Source organism: Flavobacterium hauense, assembly GCF_054457175.1.
Genome location: NZ_JBTKVX010000025.1, coordinates 26,834 through 50,213, shown reverse-complemented (window position 1 = coordinate 50,213; position 23,380 = coordinate 26,834). Strand labels below are relative to the sequence as shown.

At 40.5% G+C, this 23,380-nt stretch carries 20 protein-coding genes; 12 read left to right on the top strand and 8 right to left on the bottom strand.

Going from position 1 to position 23,380, the window contains the following annotated elements; all coding sequences use genetic code 11:
- Positions 1 to 107: 107 nt before the first annotated feature.
- The 7 genes from ACX0HA_RS15705 to ACX0HA_RS15675 all read left to right on the top strand — a co-directional run bounded on the left by ACX0HA_RS15705 (position 108) and on the right by ACX0HA_RS15675 (position 11,444).
- A complete protein-coding gene (locus ACX0HA_RS15705; RefSeq protein WP_458846253.1) occupies positions 108 to 1,982 on the top strand; it encodes an OmpA family protein in 1,875 nt (624 codons plus the stop codon).
- Between the two features lie 159 nt (positions 1,983 to 2,141).
- Positions 2,142 to 3,014 (top strand): cupin-like domain-containing protein, encoded by an 873-nt coding sequence (locus ACX0HA_RS15700; RefSeq protein ID WP_458846252.1) that lies wholly within the window; start codon positions 2,142 to 2,144, stop codon positions 3,012 to 3,014.
- A gap of 59 nt (positions 3,015 to 3,073) precedes the next feature.
- Positions 3,074 to 3,538 (top strand): regulatory protein RecX, encoded by a 465-nt coding sequence (locus ACX0HA_RS15695; protein WP_458846251.1) that lies wholly within the window; start codon positions 3,074 to 3,076, stop codon positions 3,536 to 3,538.
- Between the two features lie 99 nt (positions 3,539 to 3,637).
- Complete coding sequence (locus tag ACX0HA_RS15690; RefSeq protein WP_458846250.1) at positions 3,638 to 5,482, top strand: tetratricopeptide repeat protein; 1,845 nt, start codon at positions 3,638 to 3,640, stop codon at positions 5,480 to 5,482.
- A gap of 1 nt (position 5,483) precedes the next feature.
- Positions 5,484 to 7,337 carry a tetratricopeptide repeat protein gene (locus ACX0HA_RS15685; protein ID WP_458846249.1) on the top strand — a complete coding sequence of 618 codons (1,854 nt, stop codon included), beginning with the start codon at positions 5,484 to 5,486 and terminating at the stop codon, positions 7,335 to 7,337.
- Positions 7,297 to 9,177, top strand: coding sequence for a tetratricopeptide repeat protein (locus tag ACX0HA_RS15680; RefSeq protein WP_458846248.1), 1,881 nt, complete (start codon positions 7,297 to 7,299; stop codon positions 9,175 to 9,177). Before ACX0HA_RS15685 ends, ACX0HA_RS15680 begins: the two co-directional genes overlap by 41 nt.
- Positions 9,178 to 9,725: 548 nt before the next feature.
- Positions 9,726 to 11,444, top strand: a complete 1,719-nt coding sequence (locus ACX0HA_RS15675) for a hypothetical protein (RefSeq protein WP_458846247.1) — start codon at positions 9,726 to 9,728, stop codon at positions 11,442 to 11,444.
- 540 nt (positions 11,445 to 11,984) lie between these two features.
- On the opposite strand, the gene ACX0HA_RS15670 is transcribed toward ACX0HA_RS15675, so the two are convergent.
- The 3 genes from ACX0HA_RS15670 to bioD all read right to left on the bottom strand — a co-directional run bounded on the left by ACX0HA_RS15670 (position 11,985) and on the right by bioD (position 15,089).
- A complete protein-coding gene (locus tag ACX0HA_RS15670; protein WP_458846246.1) occupies positions 11,985 to 13,139 on the bottom strand; it encodes a beta-ketoacyl synthase N-terminal-like domain-containing protein in 1,155 nt (384 codons plus the stop codon).
- 64 nt (positions 13,140 to 13,203) lie between these two features.
- Positions 13,204 to 14,475: an adenosylmethionine--8-amino-7-oxononanoate transaminase gene (gene bioA / locus ACX0HA_RS15665; RefSeq protein ID WP_458846245.1), complete on the bottom strand. Its 1,272-nt coding sequence runs from the start codon at positions 14,473 to 14,475 to the stop codon at positions 13,204 to 13,206.
- Complete coding sequence (gene bioD / locus ACX0HA_RS15660) at positions 14,472 to 15,089, bottom strand: dethiobiotin synthase (RefSeq protein ID WP_458846244.1); 618 nt, start codon at positions 15,087 to 15,089, stop codon at positions 14,472 to 14,474. The genes bioA and bioD overlap by 4 nt, the downstream gene beginning before the upstream one ends.
- 182 nt (positions 15,090 to 15,271) lie before the next feature.
- On the opposite strand from bioD, the gene ACX0HA_RS15655 reads away from it, so the two are divergent.
- A complete protein-coding gene (locus ACX0HA_RS15655; protein WP_458846243.1) occupies positions 15,272 to 16,435 on the top strand; it encodes an AI-2E family transporter in 1,164 nt (387 codons plus the stop codon).
- Here the strand turns inward: ACX0HA_RS15655 and ACX0HA_RS15650 are convergent.
- Positions 16,413 to 17,564 (bottom strand): aminotransferase class I/II-fold pyridoxal phosphate-dependent enzyme, encoded by a 1,152-nt coding sequence (locus ACX0HA_RS15650; protein ID WP_458846242.1) that lies wholly within the window; start codon positions 17,562 to 17,564, stop codon positions 16,413 to 16,415. The genes ACX0HA_RS15655 and ACX0HA_RS15650 overlap by 23 nt on opposite strands.
- A gap of 216 nt (positions 17,565 to 17,780) precedes the next feature.
- On the opposite strand from ACX0HA_RS15650, the gene ACX0HA_RS15645 reads away from it, so the two are divergent.
- Genes ACX0HA_RS15645 through ACX0HA_RS15630 form a run of 4 tightly spaced genes read left to right on the top strand, consistent with a single transcriptional unit; the run spans position 17,781 to position 19,831 of the window.
- Complete coding sequence (locus ACX0HA_RS15645) at positions 17,781 to 18,581, top strand: DUF2975 domain-containing protein (RefSeq protein WP_458846241.1); 801 nt, start codon at positions 17,781 to 17,783, stop codon at positions 18,579 to 18,581.
- A gap of 3 nt (positions 18,582 to 18,584) precedes the next feature.
- Positions 18,585 to 19,094 carry a DUF2975 domain-containing protein gene (locus tag ACX0HA_RS15640; RefSeq protein ID WP_458846240.1) on the top strand — a complete coding sequence of 170 codons (510 nt, stop codon included), beginning with the start codon at positions 18,585 to 18,587 and terminating at the stop codon, positions 19,092 to 19,094.
- A gap of 4 nt (positions 19,095 to 19,098) precedes the next feature.
- Entirely contained in the window at positions 19,099 to 19,599 is a 501-nt protein-coding gene (locus ACX0HA_RS15635; protein ID WP_458846239.1) for a DUF2975 domain-containing protein, read from the top strand.
- A gap of 4 nt (positions 19,600 to 19,603) precedes the next feature.
- Positions 19,604 to 19,831 (top strand): helix-turn-helix domain-containing protein, encoded by a 228-nt coding sequence (locus ACX0HA_RS15630; protein ID WP_458846238.1) that lies wholly within the window; start codon positions 19,604 to 19,606, stop codon positions 19,829 to 19,831.
- Between the two features lie 16 nt (positions 19,832 to 19,847).
- Here ACX0HA_RS15630 and ACX0HA_RS15625 read toward each other — a convergent pair whose 3' ends face one another.
- The 4 genes from ACX0HA_RS15625 to ACX0HA_RS15610 all read right to left on the bottom strand — a co-directional run bounded on the left by ACX0HA_RS15625 (position 19,848) and on the right by ACX0HA_RS15610 (position 23,286).
- Positions 19,848 to 20,093, bottom strand: coding sequence for a hypothetical protein (locus ACX0HA_RS15625; protein WP_458846237.1), 246 nt, complete (start codon positions 20,091 to 20,093; stop codon positions 19,848 to 19,850).
- A gap of 267 nt (positions 20,094 to 20,360) precedes the next feature.
- Entirely contained in the window at positions 20,361 to 20,648 is a 288-nt protein-coding gene (locus tag ACX0HA_RS15620) for a F0F1 ATP synthase subunit epsilon (protein WP_458846236.1), read from the bottom strand.
- 89 nt (positions 20,649 to 20,737) lie between these two features.
- Positions 20,738 to 22,249 carry a F0F1 ATP synthase subunit beta gene (atpD, locus tag ACX0HA_RS15615; RefSeq protein ID WP_458846235.1) on the bottom strand — a complete coding sequence of 504 codons (1,512 nt, stop codon included), beginning with the start codon at positions 22,247 to 22,249 and terminating at the stop codon, positions 20,738 to 20,740.
- A 269-nt stretch (positions 22,250 to 22,518) separates the two neighbouring features.
- On the bottom strand, positions 22,519 to 23,286 hold the full coding sequence (locus tag ACX0HA_RS15610; RefSeq protein WP_458846234.1) for a M90 family metallopeptidase: 768 nt from the start codon (positions 23,284 to 23,286) through the stop codon (positions 22,519 to 22,521).
- Between the last annotated feature and the right edge of the window lie 94 nt (positions 23,287 to 23,380).

Sequence of the window (23,380 nt, the reverse complement as noted above, 5' to 3'; positions counted from 1 at the left end):
AAAGTGACTACACCTGCCTCTCACGAGATCATGCTGTTGTTTGACCTGAACTTCCCTAAAAAAGTATCTCGTTCACCCCGTTATTTCTAATTTAAGCCCGTTACAAAATGAAAAAGTTATACATTTCACTTAGCCTGCTTATGGCATTGACCGTAACGGCACAAAATAAAGACACTGAAACTGCAGACAAGCTATATGCAAAGTTTGACTACCTGGATGCAGCAAAAGCTTATGAAAAACTGGCCGCAAAAGGTAAAGACCCTTATGTGTACAAACAGATAGCCGACAGCTACTATAACCTTTTTAATGCCAAAGAAGCATCTAAATGGTATGCAAAGCTTATCGATTTGAAACAGCAGGATGCAGAAACCTACTATCGTTATGCACAAATGCTGAAGGTAGAAGGCAAATATGAGGAAGCCAACAAGCAGATGCAGAAGTTTGCATCGCTGGCACCTAATGACCAAAGGGCTGCATTGTTTAATCAGGACCCTGACTACCTGCCAAAGCTAAAGTCGCAGACTAAATTGTATGATGAAAAGAAACTGGATATCAATGACCCGAAATATGCCGATTTTGGCGGTTTTGTGACTGATGATAACACCTTTTACTTTGCCTCAACAAGAAATACAGCCCGCAGGACCTATGGCAGGAACGAAGAGCCTTATATGGACATGTACACCGCTACCTATAACGACAATGGCTCTTTTAGTACCCCGACACCGTTATCTGACCTGAACACCCAGTGGCATGACGGCCCTGCAAGCATTACGGGAGATGGCAATACCATGTATTTTGCCAGTGAAAGCTGGAAAGAAGGCAGCTTTGAAAAAGACACTCCCGGCCAGCGCACAGGCCTGATATACCTGTTTGTTGCCACGAAAGAGAATGGCAAATGGGGTAATGTAAAAGCGGTTCCTTTTAATGATAAAAAATATTCTACCGGTAATCCATCGATATCTAAAGATGGCAAAACGCTGTATTTTGCTTCAAACAGGCAGGGATCTACAGGTGGAAGTACCGATATCTGGAAAGTGGAAGTAAAAGGAAACAATACCTACGGCAAACCAGAAAATCTTGGCCCAAAAGTAAACACCGAAGGCAGGGAAAACTTCCCGTTCATCACTGATGACAACAAGCTCTTCTTTGCCTCGGAAGGCAGAAAAGGCTTCGGAGGTATGGACATCTTCATGATAGACCTTACTAAGCCGGGCAGCGAAGCCATTAACATAGGGCTTCCGGTAAACTCACCCCAGGACGATTTTGCTTTTACGTTTAACAATACTAAAAACATCGGTTTCTTTTCGAGCAACAAAGCCGGCAAAGACAACCTGTACCTGGCAACACCGATATGCGGCGTTGAAGCACTTGTAACCGTTAAGGACATCAAGACAGGAAAAGTACTGGGCGGTGCCACCGTTTCTATACTGGATGACAGGAACAACGTGATCCAGAACACTACAGCCGATGCTAACGGTAAAGCTACCTATAACGTAGACTGCGACAGGGCTTATGTTATACAGGCCTCTAAAGACGGTTACCTGCAAAACAGTTTTCCGGTTGCAAAATCAAGGGAGCGCGTGGTAAATATCGCAGCCGACCTGGTACCGGCAGAAACGCTTATTGTAGACGGCTATGTTCAGCTTAAGGAAATATACTTTGAGTATGATAAAAGCAACATAACACCCGAAGGCGCTGCGGAACTTGATAAGCTTGTAGCTGTAATGAAATCGATGCCAAACATGGTTATTGCAGCAAAAGCACATACCGACAGCCGTGGAAGTGCCGAGTACAACCTTGCGCTGTCTGACCGCAGGGCAAAGGCAACAGTACAGTATGTTATCTCTAAAGGTATTGATACAGCAAGGATTTCAGGACAGGGCTATGGCGAAAGCCAGCCAAAAGTGAATTGTGGCGAGAACTGTACTGAAGAGCAGCATGCACAAAACAGAAGGATTGAATTTCTTATTGTAAAGAAATAAATTGAGAATGCAACTATTATGTGAAAGCGGCCCCGGGAAAGGCCGCTTTTTTTATTTTCCGTTGTTAATAAATTTTAATTTCAGCATCAAAATTTTAAGATTTCATTATTTAACAATTTGGTTACGCTTTAGTAAATTTGTTTAGCTAAATACTATCCGATGCCTTTTGATCTGACAGAAATTGAACGCGTAAAAACCATTACCAAAGAAGACTTCTATAACAATTACGTTAAAAAGCAAAAGCCTGTTGTAATAGAGCAGCTTACACAAGACTGGCCTGCCTATGAAAAATGGAGGCTCAACTACATAAAAGACATAGCGGGAGAAAAAACGGTACCGCTGTATGATGACCGCCCGGTATCGCACAAGGATGGCTTTAATGAAGCCCATGCCAAAATGAAAATGGCCGACTATATCGATTTATTGCAGTCGAAACCTACCAATTACAGGATATTTTTATACAACCTCATGAAAGAAGTGCCGTCGCTAAAGGATGACTTTAGGTGGCCCGACATTGGCCTGAGGCTGGTAAAGCAACTACCCATGCTTTTCTTTGGTGGCGAAGGTTCAAAAGTGTTCATTCATTATGATATAGATTACTCCAACATACTGCACTTTCATTTTCACGGAGAGAAACGCTGCATCCTGTTTGCACCCGACCAGACTCCCTATCTGTACAAAGTGCCGCATGCGCTAATATCCCGTGAAGACATTGACTTTGACAACCCTGATTTTGACAAATGGCCGGCACTTAAATATGCCAAAGGACTGGTAGCCGACCTGAAGCACGGTGAAATGCTGTACATGCCCGAAGGCTACTGGCACTACATGAAATATGTAACACCGGGGTTCTCTATGAGCCTCAGGGCTTTTCCAAGAAAGATGATGAATTTAGGCAAAGCTGTATACAATATAGCCATCATGAGGTATTATGACAACCTTATGCGCAGGTACAAAGGCCAGGAGTGGATAGATTATAAGAACAGGCAGGCCGTGGTGAACACCCACAAAAATTTAAACTTACCGGTATAACAAAACAAGCCCATTATGTAATGGGCTTTTGTTTTAACTTTGCTTATAAATCAGGGAGTATGTATAAATCGTATACGGTAGAAGAAGCGCAAAAAAAGATGGAGCATTACTGCGCCTATCAGGAACGCTGCCATGACGAAGTGATACAAAAACTGAAGAGCCTTAATATGATCCCACAGGCCATAGATACTATTGTAGTACACCTGCTTGACCACAATTTTTTGAATGAAGAACGTTTTGCATGCAGTTTTGCCCGCGGAAAATTCAGGATCAAGCACTGGGGTAAGCGCAGGATAACCAATGAACTTAAGGCCCGGGGCATTTCAAAATATAATATAGACCGCGCCCTGAAGGAAATCCCTGAAGGCGAATACCTTGAAACTTTTCACCTGATAGCCGATAAACAGTGGGAAATAGTACACGAATCCAACCTACTGAAGAAAAAAAAGAAAGTAATGGATTTCCTGTTGCGAAAAGGTTATGAAAGTAATCTCGTACAGGAAAAAATATATGCTTTTAACTAGCATTTTTTAACCTTGAAATGCTAAAATTATCATAAAATTTCGTTAAATTGCAGTACGCCCCTGCTCCCATTTTGTTAGAAATAAAGCCCTTAAAATGCTATGGTTAAAAAACTACACCTTGCAATTCTGCTTATTACTGCATTATCATTTGGACAGGATAATGACTATGACTTTAAGAAAGCCGATGCTAATGCCCGAAAACTTGTAAGCTCCAATCCTGCGGCTGCGCTGGCCATTATTAAAAAAACACTCGCGCAGGATGACCTTCACGACTCCATTTACGGAAACACCTACAATCTTTATGGAATTTATTATGGGGTGACCGGCAAGCCCGATTCTACTATTTACTATACAAAGAAGGCTATTACTTATCTTAAGGATTATCCTAAAATCAGAGTAAAGAGTCTTATGAACCTTGCCATAGGCTACAGGAATAAAGGCGAATATACTACATCTATAAAACTGTTGAAACAAGCAGTAGCTATACAAAAGAAATTAAAGAACAATTTGGGCCTTGCCATTGCTTATGGTGAGATTGCTACAAATTACAACTACACAACAGACTACGAGAAGTCGATAGGTTACCTTACTAAAGCCATAAAGCTTTTAAAGGATACAAAACATAAAAAAGAGCTTATCGTAATAAAGCAAAAACTTGCCGGTACCTATGTTGCCAAAGAAAATTATTCTTTCGCTATAGACCTGTACAGGGAGTGTGCCGATTATTTAAAGCAAAGCGATTCTAAGCATAATTATTACCTTACCCTTATAAGCCTGGGCGATGCGCTCACCCATGCCAAAAAATATGGCGAAGCCCGTAAAGTCCTTAATGAAGCCGCCCTGGGCGTGCAAAGCTTTGGAGATAAGGAACACATAGGCATTACCGCTTTTAGAAGTGCGGAGCTGGAAGTAGCTTTAGGAAATAAGGCAAAGGCAACAGCCGAATTTGAAAAAGCGATTAAAAACCTTAAAGAATCTGGCTCGACACGCATTATTGCCATGGGAGGCAGTTACATTAACTTTTTAAACAAACAGAGCGAACATCAGAAAGCTTTGAAAGTGATAGCCCTGATTGAGGGTACCAAAAAGTTTAGGAATGCCGGCAACGAAGAGCAGCTCACCTACCAAAATGCAATTGCTGAAACATACAAGGCAACCAATAACGACAAAGAAGCCATTAAAGCATACCAAAATACCATTGTAATAATGGACTCTATTGCCAGTGCACAGAAAGCGGTCGCCATAGAGGAAATACAGGCAAAATTCCAGACCGACCTTCAACGTGAGAAGAATCTTGCCCTTGAAGCCAACAACCTGTCACTGCAAAAGCAAATGGAGACCGAAAAGATTCTAATGATTCTTTATATCTTTATCAGTGTTGCTCTGATTGTACTTATACTTTTGTTTTTGAGAGGATACTGGCTCAGGAACCGCCTGCAAAAAGAAGAACTGAAATCGATCGAGACCGAAAAGAATGTAATACGCCAGCAGCACATGCACGAACAGGAACTCACACATTCTCAAAAAGAGATTATTGAAGAAAAACAGCGTGAGTTAACTTCTACGGCACTAAGGATGGCGAATTACCAGGATAATATTACCGATATCATAGAAAAATGCAACAACAATGCAACACTTAGTGTTAATGATATCAAGAAAGAACTGCAGCTGCTGATGAAGCAAAAGGATTACTGGAAACAGTTTGAAACACGTTTTAATACATTGCATCCTGAATTTGGCAATATGCTTACAGGTAAGTTTCCTAACCTCACCAAAAGCGATATAGAATTCTGCTCACTGCTCAAGCTTAATCTTTCTAACAAAGAGATAGCCTCGCTGCTGCAAATATCACACGAAAGCGCTATTACCAAAAAATACAGGATCAAAAAGAAAATGGAGATCAAAGATGATAGCGAATTCGAAAAACTTCTAATGGAAATGTAATATGGCAAAAAAACAGATCCTCATCTTTTGTTTCCTATATCTGTGCTTTTTTGGAGCACAGGCACAGGACAATACTTTTAATTATAAATTTGTTGAGGCAAAGATCAAAAAGCACATTTTTTCTTCGCCCGACAGTACCAGATATTACATTAACTATGCACTGGCACAAAAAAACATCCCCGACAGTATAAGGGGGACGGTATATAATATTTATGGTATATATTACGGCAATGTCGGAAAGACCGATTCGTCTATTTATTATTATAAAAAAGCCATAGCCCAGCTTAAGAACTATCCCAAAATAAAGATAATGCCCCTTATGAATGTTTCGGTTGCTTACCGCACTAAGGGCGAATATGATGCCTCTTTCGAGAGCCTTGACGATGCACTTACCATCAGTAAAAAGCTAAACCTGAGAGTAGCCGAAGCATCGATATACAGCCACATGTCCTCTATATACCAGTTTAAGCTGGAGTATGACAAGGCTATTGAATGCCTCCGTAAGGGAATTGCAATAATTAAGACTGAAGATGACAAGAGCAGCCTGGTAAATATGAACCAAAAGCTGGCAAATACCTACATGAAAATGCGCAATTTTACTTTTGCCAAAGACATGTATACCGAATGCCTCGCCATATTTAAAGCTAATAATGACAAAGTAAATTATGCCCTTACTCTTATTAATTATGCCGAATGCGTGATACACCTTGAAGAAGTGAATAACGCAAAACGCGCATTGAATGAGGCCATAACAGAACTCAAGACCATAAAAAATGAGGAACATCTTGCTGTGGCCTATTCTAAGCTTGCCACTATCGCAGCCTACGAACAGCAGCATGCAGTTGCCTATAAAAACTACTCTACTGCCTTTACAATATTCCTGAAGGCAAATTCGCTCAATACGGTAATGATAGGTGCCGAGTTTATAGAATATCTTAACAAACAGGGGAAATATGATGAGGCATTGACGATTGTAGAGTCGATCAAAAAAGCCCCCATTTTTTCTAAAATAAACTCAGAAGACAGGCTACGGTTTGATGTTGCCGCCGCCGAAACGTATAAAAACACAAACAACCACAAAGAGGCGGTTGTAGGACTTGAGAGTGCTGTAAAGCTTAAGGACTCGATTGCGCGCACATCTAACAAAGGCGACGTTGTAGAATTACAGGCGCGCCTGCAAAAGGAACTTCAGCATGAAAAAAGCAATATCCTCAAGACAAAAAACGAAGTACTGCAAAAACAAAAAGAAGCTAAGACAAAACTAACATTCCTTTATATATTTGCCAGTATTTTTTTTATTATAATTGTACTATTGTTCTTACGCAGCTCATGGCTTAAAAACAGGCTGCAAAAAGAAGCATTGCGCAACATGAATGCCGAGAAAAATCTGATCAAGCAGCAGCATGAACATGAGCATGAGTTTGCCAATGCACAAAAGGAAGTTATTGAAGAAAAGGAAAGGGAGTTGACATCGACAGCTTTAAGGCTTGCCAGCTATCAGGATAATATTAATGACATTATAGAAAAATGTGAGAAAGGACAAATTACTGATGCTAATGAACTGAAAAGAGACCTGGTAACACTATTAAGGCAAAAAGATTACTGGAAACAGTTTGAAACAAGGTTTAACAACATTCATCCTGATTTTTCCCAAACCCTGACAACGCGTTATACAAAACTCACTAAGAATGATGTTGAGTTTTGCTCTTTGCTCAAGCTTAATCTCTCTAATAAAGAGATAGCAACCCTGTTACAGATATCGCACGAAAGTGCTATCACAAAAAAATACAGGATAAAAAAGAAAATGGAAATTAATGATGATACCGAATTCGAAAAACTGCTTATGGAAATTTAGTCACACAACAATCTGGCTCACATTTTTATTTGCTTATTTTTCGGTATCAGCACAGCAGAAAGGCTGTGGTTACCAAAACTTTTGGTTCAAGGCCGATTATAAAAACCTGAGGCACGCCGAAACAGAAAAGAACAGGTATGCCAAAATACTGGCTACCAAAGGGCTGCATGACACCATTTATGCGAAAGCCCAGGACATAACAGGCATTTACTATGATTTTACAGGCAACCCTGATAAAGCGATTAGCTGTTATAAAAAAGCCATTACACTACTTAATAAATATCCCGAAAAAAAGATTGCCGCAATGGTTAACATTGCCATAGAAAACAACATTTTGGGGAAATTTGACACTGCCCTAAAATGGAGTAAAGAGGCTTTAAAAATCAACAAAAAGAAAGGCAACGCCATTTATAATGCCCAGATATATCATACAATGGCAGCCTCCTATCTTTACAAGGGAGATATAGAAAAAGCCACAGCCTATGTATTGAAGGGAATTAAAATACTGGAAGAAAGAAACGACAACTGTTATATATGGCAGCTAAAAATTACCCTTGCCGGCACCTACCTGCAAAGCAACAACTACCGCTTTGCTGCCGACCTGCTGGAAGAATACCTAACAAAGAACAAGGCCGAAAAGGATACTAAGGTCTATTTTATTGCGACAGTAAACTACACTGAAAACCTAATAGAGCTAAACCAAACGGATAAAGCCTATACCCTGCTTTCAGAAATTATTCCAAACGTAAAAAAGGCTGGCGATAAAGAACTTGAAGCTGTAATCTATGCCAAAATTGCCAATATAGAAAACCTGAGAGGCAATACACAAAAATCACTTGCCCATTATGCGATAGCATATAATATGCTTTCTGAGAAAAAATCAAAGTATACAATGCTTATTTTCAGCAATTACATTGCCGTACTTAATGAAACAAAAAAATATAATGAGGCCATAAAGCTCATTAATGAATTTAGGAATACTCCTGCCTATCGTAAAAGCCACACCCATGAGCGTTATGAATACGAAAGGGCTATCGCTGGAATTTATACCGGAACAGGCAACTGGAAAGAAAGCTCTAAAGCCTTTGAAACGGCAATGCTGATGTGTGACACCCTCAGGATGCATGAAAACGGCCGTAACCTCAATGCCATGCAGGCAAAGTTCCAAACCGATTTTCAGCGCGAAAAGAACACCATGCTGGCCAATAACAACCAATCGCTTAAGAAAAAAGTTGAGGCCGAAAAGCAACTTTCATTCATGTACATCATTGGGAGCCTGGGAATAATTGCGCTTATATTGGTAATGCTACGTGGCTACTGGCTTAAAGCACGATTGCAGAAAGAAGCGTTTAAATCTGTAGAAAAAGAAAAAAATTATCTTGAACAACAGCATGCCCTGGAGCAGGAATTGAGCAACTCTCAAAAACAAATGATAGATGAGAAGCAACGCGACGCAACTTCGATGGCATTACAGATGGCAAATTATTATGACGCCCTGCATTCGGTAATTGAAAAACTGGATAGCGATAACCTGAAATTAGCTGATGTGAAAAAAGAGCTTATCCAGTTAACACAGCAAAAAAATTACTGGAAAGAATTTGATATTCGCTTTAAGAATGCCAACCCCGAATTTGAAAATAAGCTAACCGAAAAATATCCGATGCTTACCCGAAATGATATTCAGTTTTGCTCTCTGCTAAAACTAAATTTATCATATAAAGAGATTGCCTCATTACTACAGATCTCTTATGAAAGTACAGTCACAAAAAAATACCGCATTAAAAAGAAAATGGGTATTGCCGAAGACGAAGATTTTGAGAAATTGCTCATAAGCATCTAGATGGCAATTAAATAATTCTTACATTATGTATGTGTGCATACATTTGACGCCTTTTTAAGGCATCGTCTATGCATTTCGTCTACTTTTTTTCCCCATAATCTGCAACATATTGATTTAGAGGATGTAAAAAAACACTCAAAAACACAATGTCTATACTTTGTCTATTAAAAAAATGTTAATAATCCGAATTTTAGCCGTTACTTTGCTTCAGAAATCTACCGGAATTCTCCTTACAATAATGAACCCGGCAGCTTTTTATCCAAACTAGAAAAATACTAAACACTGATGAAATAACTATTGAACCAAAATAATTTTAATGCCATCTGCCCCCAATGGCATACTGTTTTCTAAATTGTTGTACTATAAAATGAGCCCCCCGTTTTATAGTATATTTGACCCAAAACAGAGATAATCTCTGATGAGAAAAGGTTATTTTTTGCCCCCAAAAGATCACCTATAGTTATATAGTTTTAAACAATTAAACACTAAAGAAGAGCTTAAAACATATTTATATTTTTGCACTGATTTAATAAAAAGTTATCCCCCCAATGACTACTTTATTCAACGAGCAAAATAGAATTGCAATCACGCTATTGTATTTACTCATGCTATTGCCCATGGCGGCACGTTCTCAAGGAACTGCAGCACTAGACCAACAGAATAATCCTGTTGTGTATTGTGATGCATCTACTACATGGAACGGAACTACCTGGAGCAACGGACAACCTGAAGCCGGTAAAGACGCAATTATTGCCGCAGATTATAACTTCAATGAAGGAACGTTTAAGGCATGCTCTCTAAACATTTTCGCCTCTGTACACGTAACTTTTGCACAAAATACCAATGTGGTAATTACGCATAATATACATGTTGCACAAGATGCAGAAGTTGTTTTTGAAAGCAGCAGTAATCTTGTACAAACAGAAGGACAGGCAAACACAGGTCTTGTGACCATTAAAAGGAATTCATCTGAAATAGTTAAAGATGACTACACCTTATGGTCTTCGCCTGTAAGCGGACAGCTATTGCTTGGCTTTTCGCCACAAACCCTGACCAATCGTTTTTACACATTCAACACGGTAGATAACATCTACAACACTATTACATCTCCTGCGACAACAGCATTTGAAACGGCAAAAGGCTACCTTATCCGTACCGGAGAGAACCATCCGCTTACCCCTACAACATGGGAAGGCCGCTTTAAAGGCACACCTACTACAGGTAATATCTCAACCTTGCTGTGTTACAACAATGCCAACCAGGCATATAACACGGTAGGCAACCCATACCCGTCTCCAATCAGCATCACGAAATTTATTGATGCTAATGAAGGAACTATAGAAGGCACGCTATGGCTGTGGAGAAAAACTACCGACCCCGGCACATCAAGCTATGCAACCGTTACCAAACTGGGCTACCAGTCAAATTCAGAGACTAGCAGCATACAAGATCCTTTTACCCTGCACGAAGAAGGGCTTCTTAATACAGCACAGGGATTTCTTGTAAAAGCAACGGTACAGCAAAATCTGGTCTTTAATAATGCGATGCGTCTGCCGGTAAGTTCTCAGTCCTTCTTTCGTCCTCCACCGCAAAAAGATAATGAAACAAGCCGTTTTTGGCTAAATGTAACCGGTACGAATGTTTTCTCTCAGGTGCTTTTGGGCTATACAGCTGAAGGAACCGCAGATTATGATAACGGACTGGATGGCGAGACGCTAATGGATGGTAAAACCACGCTATACAGCTTTGCAGGTAACAAAAAACTGTCCATACAGGCACGACCAGAATTTGAAGACAACGATAGTGTACCACTGGGCTTTAAAACCGATACAGCAGGCACCTATACTTTTTCGCTAAACCATAAAGATGGCCTCTTTACACAGGGCCAGCCAATTTATATCGTTGACACAGCTAATGGTAGCGTAACCGATATTACTGAAGAACCTTATACATTTACCATAGCGGCCGGTACATTTGAGAACCGCTTTAGAGTTGTATATAATGAAGATACTGCAGGTATTGAAAATCCTGTTGCAATAGAAAAAAGCATCGTTGCCTACAGCAATAATCATCAGGTAAAAGTTCAGTCTTCAGAAGAGATTAATTCTGTCGCCATATATGATATTACAGGCAGGTTACTGCTTAAACAGGATACTATTGCTTCGGCAGACTTTACAAGTGCGGTACTCAACGTTACTGTGCCTGTAATCGTTAAAATAACATTGAACAACGGGGCTGTAGTCTCTAAAAAAATAGTGGTGCAATAACCACAACAGCATTGCCGAAAGGCAAACCGGAAACAAACCGGTTTTAAGAGAATTATAATTGAGTAAGGTCTTTTATAATTATTTAGTAAATTTTTTAGTTGGATAACCCCGCCAGTGAAAGTTGGCGGGGTTTTATCTTTACAAGCTAAAAACCGCCACCAAAGCACTGAAATATAACGACGTAGATATATTCTCTCAAAAAAATTAACTTCCTAACGAAAATATTAGCTTTGAAACGCGTTTAAAACTGAAAATTATGCTTAAATTTGATAGGAATGATATTTAATATTTAATTATCTCACAATAGGCTTGAGATATTGACAAAAACAATTCATAACTACTTCAAATACTTATAAATCAATATATTTGCAAAAACTTTTGATAAACATTAATTTATAATATTTATAAATTAAATAAACATACACTTTTAACAGTAACGGTAATTATGGGCTTGTCTCATAATGTTTTAGTAATTTTTTAGTTGGATGCGGAATCCCGGGGTAGTAGCCGGGATTCTATTTTTTTATACCCTACTGTAAATTACCTGGAAACCAGTACACTTACCGCATTACCGCCAAAGCCTACGGCATTTACCAATATTTTCCTCAGCGGCCTGCGCTGTAGCTGTGGTGCAATAAAAGGGACATCAATAAATTTATCGTGCTGTAGCATCTGCACTGCAAATTCAAGGCTCAACAGCCCTGATGCACCAAACGTGTGGCCTATCTTCCATTTGTTGGTAGTAAGAAGCGGTATTGTATTGCCAAATACCTTTTGTATGGCAGCATATTCGGAGCTATCTCCCTTGATAGTACCCGGCGCATGCATTACTATAGCGTCAACTTCATCAATAGAAGTATCCTGAAGTGCCATCATCATCGATTTTTGCATACACTCCGCATCATTCGAAATCGACACACTGTGTTGCAGCGTTTCTGTAGCATAGCCGATACCTTCGACATAAGCAAGTGCATCCGGAAACACCCCTGCCATCAGGCAGGCAGAAACTGCCCCTTCGCCCAGCACCATAGTGTTTTGTTTCTTATCGGGATCAAAAGCCCTGCATGGATATTCTCCTCCTGCAGTGCTGTATATTTTCATGGCCTGCATTTGTGCAATTGTAAACGGCGTTAAAGGCGCTTCGCTGCCTCCTACAAGGAATTTATGAGCCATACCGGCACGAAGCCACGCCACGCCATTTAAAAGCGCGTGTAGCGCTGTAGAACACGTAATAGAATGAGATATCTCCGGCCCGGTACTTTTAAGATCCTGAGCTACCCAGGTTGAAATATTGCCCAATGTGGTAGCCGGCGATGCCTGTACCCCCGTTTTACCGGTCTCAAGAAATTCACCGTGGTGTTTCTCGAACAGGTCGGTGGCACCGCGGGAAGAGCCAATATTGATTCCGAATACATCATCCTCTGTCCAGCCTACCCTTGCTATTGCAGCTCTTGATGCCAGCATTGAATACAGTACCGAATTATCGAGCGAACCATACCTGGGGTCAAAATCCTTAAGCCGGGCAACCATTGCTTCCTGCGATGCTGTTAAAGCTGCAGCAGGAACGATTTTATTGCCTGATTTAAAGTCATGTATCAGGGTATTGGTATTGAGATAGTTTTCCCAAACCTCTTCAGGTGTTACCCCTAACGGAGAGAACGAGGCAATGGAAAGTATGGAAACAGGTGTTGACAACGTAGAGAAATTTTATGCAAAAATACTGCAAAACATATAATAAGCCACAATTGTAATGATTTTGCTATATTATTGTTTCTATCGCCTCTTCGATAACGCTATATACTTTATCCAGCTGTCCGTCACTGATGATGTAAGGCGGCAATATGTAAACAATATTACCCACCGGCCTCATGATAACTCCGCTACCGATGAAGAAGTCATACAGCCTGTTCCTGAAACTCCCGTAATAGGACTCGCCTTCACGTTCGATCTCAAGCGCAAATATTACCCCCAATACCCTTGTGGTTTTTACCCTTGGGTGGTTTTCCATTTTCGCTTTAAAAGCAAGATGCCTTTTATTAATACGTTGAATGCTTAACTGCATTTCTTCCTGCTGAAGCAGGTCAAGGCTTGCCAGTGCCGCCGCACAACCTGTTGGGTTGGCTGTAAAGGTATGCCCATGAAACAATGCCTTGTTAACATCGTCATCATAGAAAGCATCATATAATTGCTGTGTGAAAGTCGTTATCGCCATAGGTATGGTTCCGCCCGTCAATGCTTTCGATAAGCACATCATATCGGGCTGGGTAGTAAGATAGTCACAGGCAAAGGTCTTTCCTGTTTTACCAAAACCCGTCATCACTTCGTCGGCAATGGTAAAGATACCGTTGGCTTTACAGATATTTATTAGCGTATCTAACGCTTCAGGCTCATACATCACCATGCCTGCTGCTCCTTGAACCAGGGGCTCAAAGATAAACGCGGCAAATTCATTGGCTGCTGCCAAAGCCTTCAATGCTGTATATGACTTTTCTTCACTGCCCTTTTCCGGCACGGGAATGCGCACCACCTCGATTAACGACCCACGGAAGGCTTCGGTAAAGAAAGAGATTCCGCTTGCCGCCATGGCTGCGAATGTATCGCCGTGAAAAGCATTCTCAAAGGCAATGATCTTAACACGTTTCCCACCTTTGTTATAATAATATTGCAATGCGACCTTAATAGCGATCTCCACCGCGGTAGAACCGTTATCGGAAAAGAAAAGTTTCTTTTGGTTTGACGGAAGTATCTCCATCAGCCTTTCCGACAAAAGCACGGCAGGTTCATGCGTAAAGCCTCCAAAAAGCACGTGCTCTAAAGAGGTAAGCTGTTTATAAATGGCATCGGCAATGTATTTATTACTGTGCCCGTAGGGATTTACCCACCACGAAGCAATGGCATCTATGTATTCGTTGCCGTTCTCATCCCACAGCAAAGCACCTTCGCCTTTAGTGATACCAATAGGCAGGGCCGCTGTTTTATGTTGTGTATACGGATGCCAAAGGTATTGGCCGTCGCGTCGCTGTAAACTCATAAGCTCTGTAAATTTTCACGGAAAACATCGGCATAGTCCGCGATTACGTTTTGGTCAAAATAAGGTTCATTTTCAATACGCCCTATCATTTTCAGTTCTGTTTTTTTCAGGATGATATCTTCGGTAGAAGGCATTGCATCGCCGTTAAAGACGATTCCCGCAATAGCGATATTCTTTTGTTTTAATGCCTCAATGGTAAGCAGCGTATGGTTGATGCTGCCAAGGTAGTGGCGCGACACCACAACCACTTTATAATCGGGTCGAATAAGGTCGGCAATGGTATCGGTATCATTCAGCGGAACGAACAGTCCTCCTGCCCCTTCAATCACCAGGTGGTTTTTTGTTTTTGGCTCCATAATGTTATTGAGGTCAATCGTTACACCATCAATTTCTGCGGCCAGATGCGGGCTCGCAGGTGTATTGAGCAGATAACTGTTAGGGAAGAACTGTGTTTTGGTGTTAGATATATAGCGTTTTACCTTATGGGTGTCAGAGTTATTGGCATCTCCGGCCTGTACAGGTTTCCAGTAATCTGCTTCAAGGGCTTCGGTAATAATCGCCGATGCTATGGTCTTGCCAACATCGGTTCCTATACCTGTTATAAATAGTTTCATGTGTGTTGTATTCGGATATACAAACTTACTAAATGAAACCGCACCAAACGATGCGAATTATCACCGGTTTATTTTTTACCAAAACATCAACATAATTTTAATATAATATTATCAGTCAAGGGGTTAATAATGAGTAATTTTGATAAGAAAAGTTTGAACAATTAACACATTTCCCTCTAAATATGGAAACCTTACGCGTACCCAACTATATAAAGACCGTATACATAGCACTACTGATTATCATTATCGTATTCTTTATGATCATTGCCAAACAGCTGCTGGTTCCGCTGCTCATATCGGGATATATTGCCATGCTGCTTACGGCTTCCTGCAATGCGCTGGAGCGACGCAAGATTCCGAGATCCATCAGCGCGGCTATATGCCTGCTTATATTTCTTGCGGTTATAGGAGGTGTGGTTTTCTTTATTTACATGCAGGTACGTGGTTTTATGAACGACCTTGGCGGCGGTCTTACCGAAAGGATAAACCACTTTGTAATTACCGCCAACAAATGGAGCATGGACAACTTTGGCTTTGACCTGGGCATGCCAAATGGCTTTGAGATGAAAAAAGCGGTCGAGATCGTACAGCCTGAAAATACAAAGCCAACGCAGATGATCATCAAGACTTTGGGCACCCTGTCTGATATTATATTATTGCCGGTATTTATCTTTTTCCTGCTCATTTACCGTGATCACCTTGCCATATTCATTACCAAAGTATTCAGCAAACAGGATAACAGCTTTCTTTTAGAGAAGCTTACCTCCATCCGTAAGATCGTACATGCCTATATTATGGGTGCGGGTAAAGTAATGCTTATACTCGCCGTAGTAAATACCGGGGTATTGTTTGCCTTAGGCATCAAGCACGCAATATTTTTCGGGGTATTGGCAGGCATGCTCAATATTGTACCATATCTTGGCCCGTCGCTGGGCATAATACTGCCATTTACCTTTGCCCTGATGACCAAAGACAGTATGTTTTATCCAATAGCCATACTGGTGGCCTTTACCTTTATACAATTACTTGAAGGAGCATTCCTGACACCAAAGATTACCGGAAGTAATGTAAACCTCAATGCCCTTATTACTTTTATAGGCCTGCTTGTAGGTGGCACCATTTGGGGTGTAACGGGCATGATACTCATCATTCCGTCCATTGCCATACTTAAGAAACTGTTTGAACTGAGTCCCGATACGCAGCCCTACGCTTATCTCTTTGGCGAAGAAGACAGTAACTGGTTCAAAAAACGTGAACGCAGGACGCCAAAAGCCCAGGCCGAAAAAGCTAAGAACAAGGAAACCGACACCAAGGTTAAAAGAATTATGAAGAAAGGAGAGCAGTAAGCAGCTCAAGAACATCTGTTACCTGTTGCTCTGTGGTATAGCTGTGCAGGCTAAAACGTAATCTTTCCTGTCCCTGCGGTACCGTGGGCGAAAGTATGGGCTTTACGCCAAAGTTATTTTGCTGTAAAACTGACGATATATTCTTTACCTTTTCGTTTCCGGGAACTACTATGCAATGTATGGCCGAGTCACTATCGATAAAGCCTTTCAGGTTTAGTCTTTTTACTTCAGTCCTAAAAAAACTGACGATATTTTTTAGCGATTCCTGATTTTCGGGATGTGATCCTAAAAAAGAATATGCCGAAAGTATCGTTGCCAGCGAATGCGGTGGGAGACCCGTAGTATAGATAAAGCTACGCGCAAAATTAATGAGGTATTCCCGTAGCTGCGGCTCACCCAATATAGCGGCACCGTGGCAGCCCAATCCTTTGCCAAAGGTCATTACCCTGGCAAATATCTTATCTTCCAAGCCCTGTGCCTGCACGAGTCCCTCACCCTTATGCCCAAAAACCCCTAAAGCATGGGCTTCATCTACAACAAGTCGCGCCTTGTACTTTTCGGACATTTCAACCATCGCCTTTAGATCAGGACTATCGCCATCCATCGAGAAAACCGACTCGGTAACTATATACAATTCGCCCCTGTCTTCGTTTTCAGAAGCATTTTTAAGTAGCCGTTCAAGGTCGGTAAGGTTATTATGGGCAAATTTATAGGCTTTTGCCAACGACAATCGCATACCGTCGCGGATGGACGCATGAATATACTCATCATACAGAACTGTATCACCTTTTTGCGGAACCGAAGAAAACAATCCTACATTGGCATCATAACCGGAGTTAAAGATCAGTGCGCTTTGAGCATTGTGGAATTTGCCAATCATTGCTTCGGCATCACTGTACAACTGATGATTTCCAGATATAAGTCTCGATCCTGTAGCACCATTATCGGTTATCTGCCTGTTGAGTAGCAGTTCGTGAGCATCCTCAAATATCCTGCTGCTACCGGAAAATCCCAAATAATCATTAGACGAAAAATCTATCCTGTGGTCAGGTTCTGTAAGCTTTCGCAAAGCGTTATCGGCTTCACGTTGCTTCAGCTTATCGGATAATGATTGGGGAAAATGGTTCATGTTTCAAAAGTAAGAAGATTGAAAAGAGTGACAAAGTCGCTGAGTTACAAAGTCACAAAATCGCACATCTGCAATATCCTCATCGAGTCGCTATGAACTTCGCTACTTTATTGCTTTGAAACTTTGTCGATTTAAAAAAACATCGAAAAATAATTATTAATTATTGTTTTTCGATAATTTTTATATATTTGCAGTAACCTATCAACCATTTCAATCATGAATAAAACCAAAAATTTTGCGAAAGCATTATACATTTTCTCTTTGGTATGTTTTTACGGATGCCTTATGGCAATAGTAAGCATTTTTTGCTTTTCCCAACTAATGAGCAGCCATGACGTAACTACCGGCTACCCTTTAAAGGTGAATATAAGGTCTGAAGCAGCAGATACTCTTATCAGCTATAAAAAAGGAAATAAAGAGCGCATACACAGCAAAAACAAGCTAAATCTCTATCGCCAAAAAACCTATAATGTCATGAACGATGCTTCCTATCAAAAAGCTTTGGTAGTGCAGCGGCTTGCCCTCTATGATGATAAAGATCAGGATATATCAACCCAGTTCATGAAAACTACTTATCCTTTCAGTCATTCCAAAGGAGAAATATTAGTTGCCCCAAAAGATCCGGTTTTCGCGTTTATGTTAGCGGCGAGGTATTATCTGGTTTTTTTCCTGGCCGCTTTTATCTTTTGGCAGATGAGCCGTTTTTTCAAAGCATTAGGCAGGGATTTTTCTTTTCATGTCAACCTCAAGGTTAGGCTAAAGACCATTGCTTTCTCACTCATGACCTATCAGCTGATTATGCTTATCCTGAGCCTTATTAATATGCATTACCTGCCAAAGGCAGAAACCCTGACGTCAGTACCCACTATTAGCGGTGCAGAAACTGCAACACTGAGATACTCTACTTATCCTGAATATGACCTGCAAATCATCTTTTTTGCTTTGGGCTTATTATGCATTGCACAGTTATTAGGCTACGGATATAATTTACAGAAAGAAAACGACTTAACTATATAATATATGAAACGACTATCCATTTTAAAAAGCTTTATCGATATACTACGTGTACTCCTTATCGCAGCAATTGTTATAGGAATGCCTTTTTGCTTTATGCTTCTATTTGCTCCCCATATCATGTCAAGGGAATTCATGGATGTTAAAGCATCCGATATACCAAAAGCAGAAGTTATCCTTATAACTATAATGATTGGCAGCCTGTATTTTGGCATATATGCGCTGCGTCTTCTTAGCAATACACTGGTATATTTCAGGGATGGCTATTTTTTTGAAACCGAAGTAGGCATAAATTTCAATAAGATAGGAAAAGCAATTGTAGCCGGATACCTTATATCATCCTTACCCTGGATGGTGTACCAAATATTTGTTACTCCCGTAATCGAATTAGCCGACCCGTCAGACTGGTTGATTGATACACTCTCTACACTTGCATTAGGCTTGTTTTTTTTAGTACTTAGCGAAGTATTCCAGGCCGCAAAACGAATGAAAGAAGAAAACGATCTAACTGTATAATATCATGATTCAACTACGCTCCTTAAAACAACTTGTACAAATACTATTTGCAGCTTCCCTGTTTATAATGTTCTTTCTTGTGCCATTTATGCTCATTTCTATCGTCATGCCGGAGAGTATTCCTTTCAAGATTGATGGCGAAATGGCAAAAGACGTGTCTTTAGCCTCAAAACTTGTAGTATTCATTGCCATTGGTGGCATAGGATGCTTTATATATGCACTATACATTTTCAAGAAGAATCTTATCCTGTTCGAAAAGAAGAAAGTATTTGATATTGCCGTGATAACAAATTTCAGGAAGATGGGACGCATCATTTACATTGGTGGCATTTTATTCATCGCTGGTGCAATACTATTCAGGCTTACGCGCGGAATGCTGGCTATTGACCTTGGTTTTATACTACAGATGATCTTTATTTTCGCAATGGGGTTATTTTTTGATGTACTGGCTGGTGTATTCCAATGGGCTAAAAATCTTAAGGAAGAAAACGACTTAACTGTATAAGCCTATGCCTATCATCATAAACCTTGACGTAATGCTTGCCAAACGGAAGATGCGCTCTAACGAACTGGCAGAAAAAGTAGGCATTACCACCGTAAACCTCTCGATACTTAAAACCGGTAAGGCAAAAGCCATCCGGTTTTCGACGTTAGAAGCCATCTGCGAAGTGCTACAATGCCAGCCCGGCGATATTATGGAATATATACCGGAGGAAAGATTAAAAACAGATGGATAAATCCATCTGTTTTATCTTATTTTTTCTCTAACAACAGTAAACACATCATTTTTTCCTTGCTCTTACATAATGTCCTTTCAGATATATTATAAAGCTTATTGTTCTTTATTTTTAGTTCGAGATCGTCTCTTGAAACATCGGTAAAGTCAAGTATAAGGGTTTTGCCGTTAACCTTCCATCTTCCGGAATTCCCTTTACTATTTACACTATAAAGAAAAGTACTGTCTTTTTCAATTATAAGCTTTACGTCATTGTCACCCATTTCCAAGAATGGATAATATCCCCTCAAGTACATTAAACTTATAGCTTCCATGTTAGTTGCGGTTCTGCTCGCATAAGTTCCCACAATTGTTTTTTCCCCGAGCGAAAATGTCAGTAAGGAAATAATTATTATAACAAGAAAGCTTTTATAAAATTTCATTAGTACGCTCTGGTGTCATTAATTAGGTGGAGCAAATATATAAGAAAAAACACTACAAAAAAGCCCCACGCAATGCGTGGGGCTTTTACTTTATATTTCGTGGAGGAATTAACCTACCAGGATAATAATTCTGTTGTCTTTAAGCTCCAGTGTTCCCGATGTTATTGGCAAAAGGAATTTCTGGTCTTTTTCTGACTTCATAAACTTAACCGAAAACTCAGTGTTGGTTTTAAAATCAGGTACTGCGATCTTAATGTTGCCTTCAGTTAATATTGAAACAATATTAGCGTGGTTGTTCAACATCTGGAATTCGCCATCTACTCCTGGAACCGTTACCGATGTAACGCCTCCTTTAAACAAGTGGCCTTCCGGAGATACTATTTCTAATAATAACATAATAGTTATAAGTTATAAGTTAACGGTTAACAGTTGTCATGCTGACAGCCAACATTACTGTTAACTGTAAACTGTAAACTGTCGACTAATTACGCTTCAGCTAACATTTTCTGTCCTGCCTCGATAGCCTCTTCAATGGTACCTTTAAGGTTGAAAGCTGCCTCAGGAAGGTGATCAAGCTCACCGTCAATGATCATATTGAATCCTTTGATAGTGTCTTTAATATCTACAAGAACACCCGGGATACCTGTAAACTGCTCAGCAACGTGGAACGGCTGAGAAAGGAAACGCTGAACACGACGAGCGCGTGATACAGATAGTTTATCCTCTTCTGAAAGCTCTTCCATACCAAGGATCGCGATGATATCCTGAAGTTGTTTGTATTTCTGAAGTATTTCTTTTACTCTTTGTGTACAGTTGTAGTGCTCATCACCTAAGATCTGTGGTGTAAGGATCCTTGACGTTGAATCAAGAGGGTCAACCGCAGGGTAGATACCAAGCTCAGCAATTTTACGAGAAAGTACTGTTGTAGCATCTAAGTGAGCAAAGGTTGTAGCCGGTGCCGGGTCAGTTAAGTCATCCGCAGGTACGTATACCGCCTGAACTGAAGTAATTGAACCTTTTTTAGTTGAAGTAATACGCTCCTGCATCGCACCCATCTCAGTAGCAAGTGTAGGCTGGTAACCTACCGCTGATGGCATACGGCCAAGTAGTGCAGATACCTCAGAACCTGCTTGTGTAAAACGGAAGATGTTATCTACGAAGAAAAGAACGTCTTTCCCCTGAGACTCACCAGCTCCGTCACGGAAGTACTCAGCGATAGTAAGACCTGAAAGCGCAACACGTGCACGTGCTCCAGGTGGCTCATTCATCTGACCGAATACGAATGTAGCTTTAGACTGGCGCATACCAGGCTTGTCTACTTTAGAAAGGTCCCAACCACCATTTTCCATAGAGTGCATGAAGTCATCACCATACTTGATGATACCCGACTCAAGCATCTCACGAAGAAGGTCGTTTCCTTCACGTGTTCTTTCACCTACTCCTGCGAATACAGAAAGACCACCGTGACCTTTTGCAATATTGTTGATCAACTCCTGGATCAATACCGTTTTACCAACACCTGCACCACCAAATAATCCAATTTTACCACCTTTTGCATAAGGCTCGATAAGGTCGATTACTTTGATACCTGTGAATAAAACTTCTGATGAAGTTGAAAGATCTTCAAATTTTGGAGCCGAACGGTGAATTGGTAAACCATTAGCACCTTCTTTAGGCAAATCGCCAAGACCGTCAATAGCATCTCCAATAACATTAAACAAACGTCCGTAAACGTCAGCGCCGATTGGCATTTGGATAGGAGCACCTGTACCAATAACTTCCTGGCCTCTGCTCATACCGTCAGTTGAGTCCATTGAGATAGTACGAACAGTGTCTTCACCTACGTGAGACTGTACTTCAAGGATTAATTTTGTACCATCTTTCTTAGTGATCTCTAATGAATCATAGATCTTTGGAAGTTCAGCATTTTGTGTGTTAAACACCACGTCTACTACTGGCCCGATGATCTGTGCAACTTTTCCTATTACTTTAGACATTGCTTATGTATTTATTAAACAGCTATTTACGTTTTACGAAAAAACCTTATTTTTCCGAGTGCAAAGATAGTTTTTTATCCTTGAATTATGCAACACCAAAAATGCATTTTTTTCAATAAAAAAGCGGATTTTTAAAAATCCGCTTCCAAATGTATGTTAAGTACTTAGCTCTATTGCTGAATTCGTATACCCACTCCTTATACATCGGCAAATGTAAAATTGGCTGCACCTCTTAGCCTGAGCACTGCTTTATCAAAATTTGACGCTCCTTATGCTTTGGGATAAAAACAAGCCTGAAGCATTTTAAAAAGCTCGGGGTGTTTGGCTTCCAGTAAGTCGGGACGCTCAAAAAAATATTCCGATACCACCGCAAAAAATTCTGCCTGGTTGGTACCACCATATTTTCGTATGTCCGATTCATCATCATTGATCTCCTCCATGGTCTTGTGCATCAGGTCTACCCACGGAATAATATATTGATGCCCCAGCAAATGCTCCGGAATACCATCGGTAGCGCCGTCCATCTTATCGATAAGGTGAGCAAATTCATGAATACCCGTATTGTTCTTATCGGTTGTATTATCAAAGCCGGCATATAATGCCCTTCGGCTCAGTATCATTTTCCTTTCGAACCTGCCGCTGCCTACCAGCCCGCCTATATTGCGATCCTTATCGGTATTAGCAAACTGCATGTCTTTATCAAAATAATCAGGGTATAGCAAAACACCGGTAAGGTTATAATAATGCCATTCCTTAAATCCAAAGACCGGTATTACCGCACTGCTGGCTATCAGCAGCCTGTCAAGGTCGGTAATTTCCATATCAACACCGTCAATATAGGTTTCACCCAAAAAACCCAGAATGCGCCTCCTGAATTCAGGCTGTTTTTCTTTGGGCAGGTTACGATAAAAGCGCACATGCTCTTCGAGCAGGCTTTCCCACTCCGGCGGAAAAGATGTTGCCGTTTTAGGTTTTGAGCTTTTATAAAAATAGAAACCGGCAAATATGGCGATTACGAGAAAAATGGCGAAGATCATAACTTACCAAAGTTAATATTAGTGATACTAATATAAGCATCTTATCACAAACAAAAAACCCGCTAAGAAATTCTTAACGGGTTTTAAAATTTTA

Bases quoted from the DNA above. Each gene is read 5' to 3' on its own strand.
- ACX0HA_RS15705 (WP_458846253.1), top strand. From the start codon at position 108: ATGAAAAAGTTATACATTTCACTTAGCCTGCTTATGGCATTGACCGTA.
- ACX0HA_RS15700 (WP_458846252.1), top strand. From the start codon at position 2,142: ATGCCTTTTGATCTGACAGAAATTGAACGCGTAAAAACCATTACCAAA.
- ACX0HA_RS15695 (WP_458846251.1), top strand. From the start codon at position 3,074: ATGTATAAATCGTATACGGTAGAAGAAGCGCAAAAAAAGATGGAGCAT.
- ACX0HA_RS15690 (WP_458846250.1), top strand. From the start codon at position 3,638: ATGGTTAAAAAACTACACCTTGCAATTCTGCTTATTACTGCATTATCA.
- ACX0HA_RS15685 (WP_458846249.1), top strand. From the start codon at position 5,484: ATGGCAAAAAAACAGATCCTCATCTTTTGTTTCCTATATCTGTGCTTT.
- ACX0HA_RS15680 (WP_458846248.1), top strand. From the start codon at position 7,297: ATGATGATACCGAATTCGAAAAACTGCTTATGGAAATTTAGTCACACA.
- ACX0HA_RS15675 (WP_458846247.1), top strand. From the start codon at position 9,726: ATGACTACTTTATTCAACGAGCAAAATAGAATTGCAATCACGCTATTG.
- bioA (WP_458846245.1), bottom strand. From the start codon at position 14,475: ATGAGTTTACAGCGACGCGACGGCCAATACCTTTGGCATCCGTATACA.
- bioD (WP_458846244.1), bottom strand. From the start codon at position 15,089: ATGAAACTATTTATAACAGGTATAGGAACCGATGTTGGCAAGACCATA.
- ACX0HA_RS15655 (WP_458846243.1), top strand. From the start codon at position 15,272: ATGGAAACCTTACGCGTACCCAACTATATAAAGACCGTATACATAGCA.
- ACX0HA_RS15650 (WP_458846242.1), bottom strand. From the start codon at position 17,564: ATGAACCATTTTCCCCAATCATTATCCGATAAGCTGAAGCAACGTGAA.
- ACX0HA_RS15645 (WP_458846241.1), top strand. From the start codon at position 17,781: ATGAATAAAACCAAAAATTTTGCGAAAGCATTATACATTTTCTCTTTG.
- ACX0HA_RS15640 (WP_458846240.1), top strand. From the start codon at position 18,585: ATGAAACGACTATCCATTTTAAAAAGCTTTATCGATATACTACGTGTA.
- ACX0HA_RS15635 (WP_458846239.1), top strand. From the start codon at position 19,099: ATGATTCAACTACGCTCCTTAAAACAACTTGTACAAATACTATTTGCA.
- ACX0HA_RS15630 (WP_458846238.1), top strand. From the start codon at position 19,604: ATGCCTATCATCATAAACCTTGACGTAATGCTTGCCAAACGGAAGATG.
- ACX0HA_RS15625 (WP_458846237.1), bottom strand. From the start codon at position 20,093: ATGGGTGACAATGACGTAAAGCTTATAATTGAAAAAGACAGTACTTTT.
- ACX0HA_RS15620 (WP_458846236.1), bottom strand. From the start codon at position 20,648: ATGTTATTATTAGAAATAGTATCTCCGGAAGGCCACTTGTTTAAAGGA.
- atpD (WP_458846235.1), bottom strand. From the start codon at position 22,249: ATGTCTAAAGTAATAGGAAAAGTTGCACAGATCATCGGGCCAGTAGTA.
- ACX0HA_RS15610 (WP_458846234.1), bottom strand. From the start codon at position 23,286: ATGATCTTCGCCATTTTTCTCGTAATCGCCATATTTGCCGGTTTCTAT.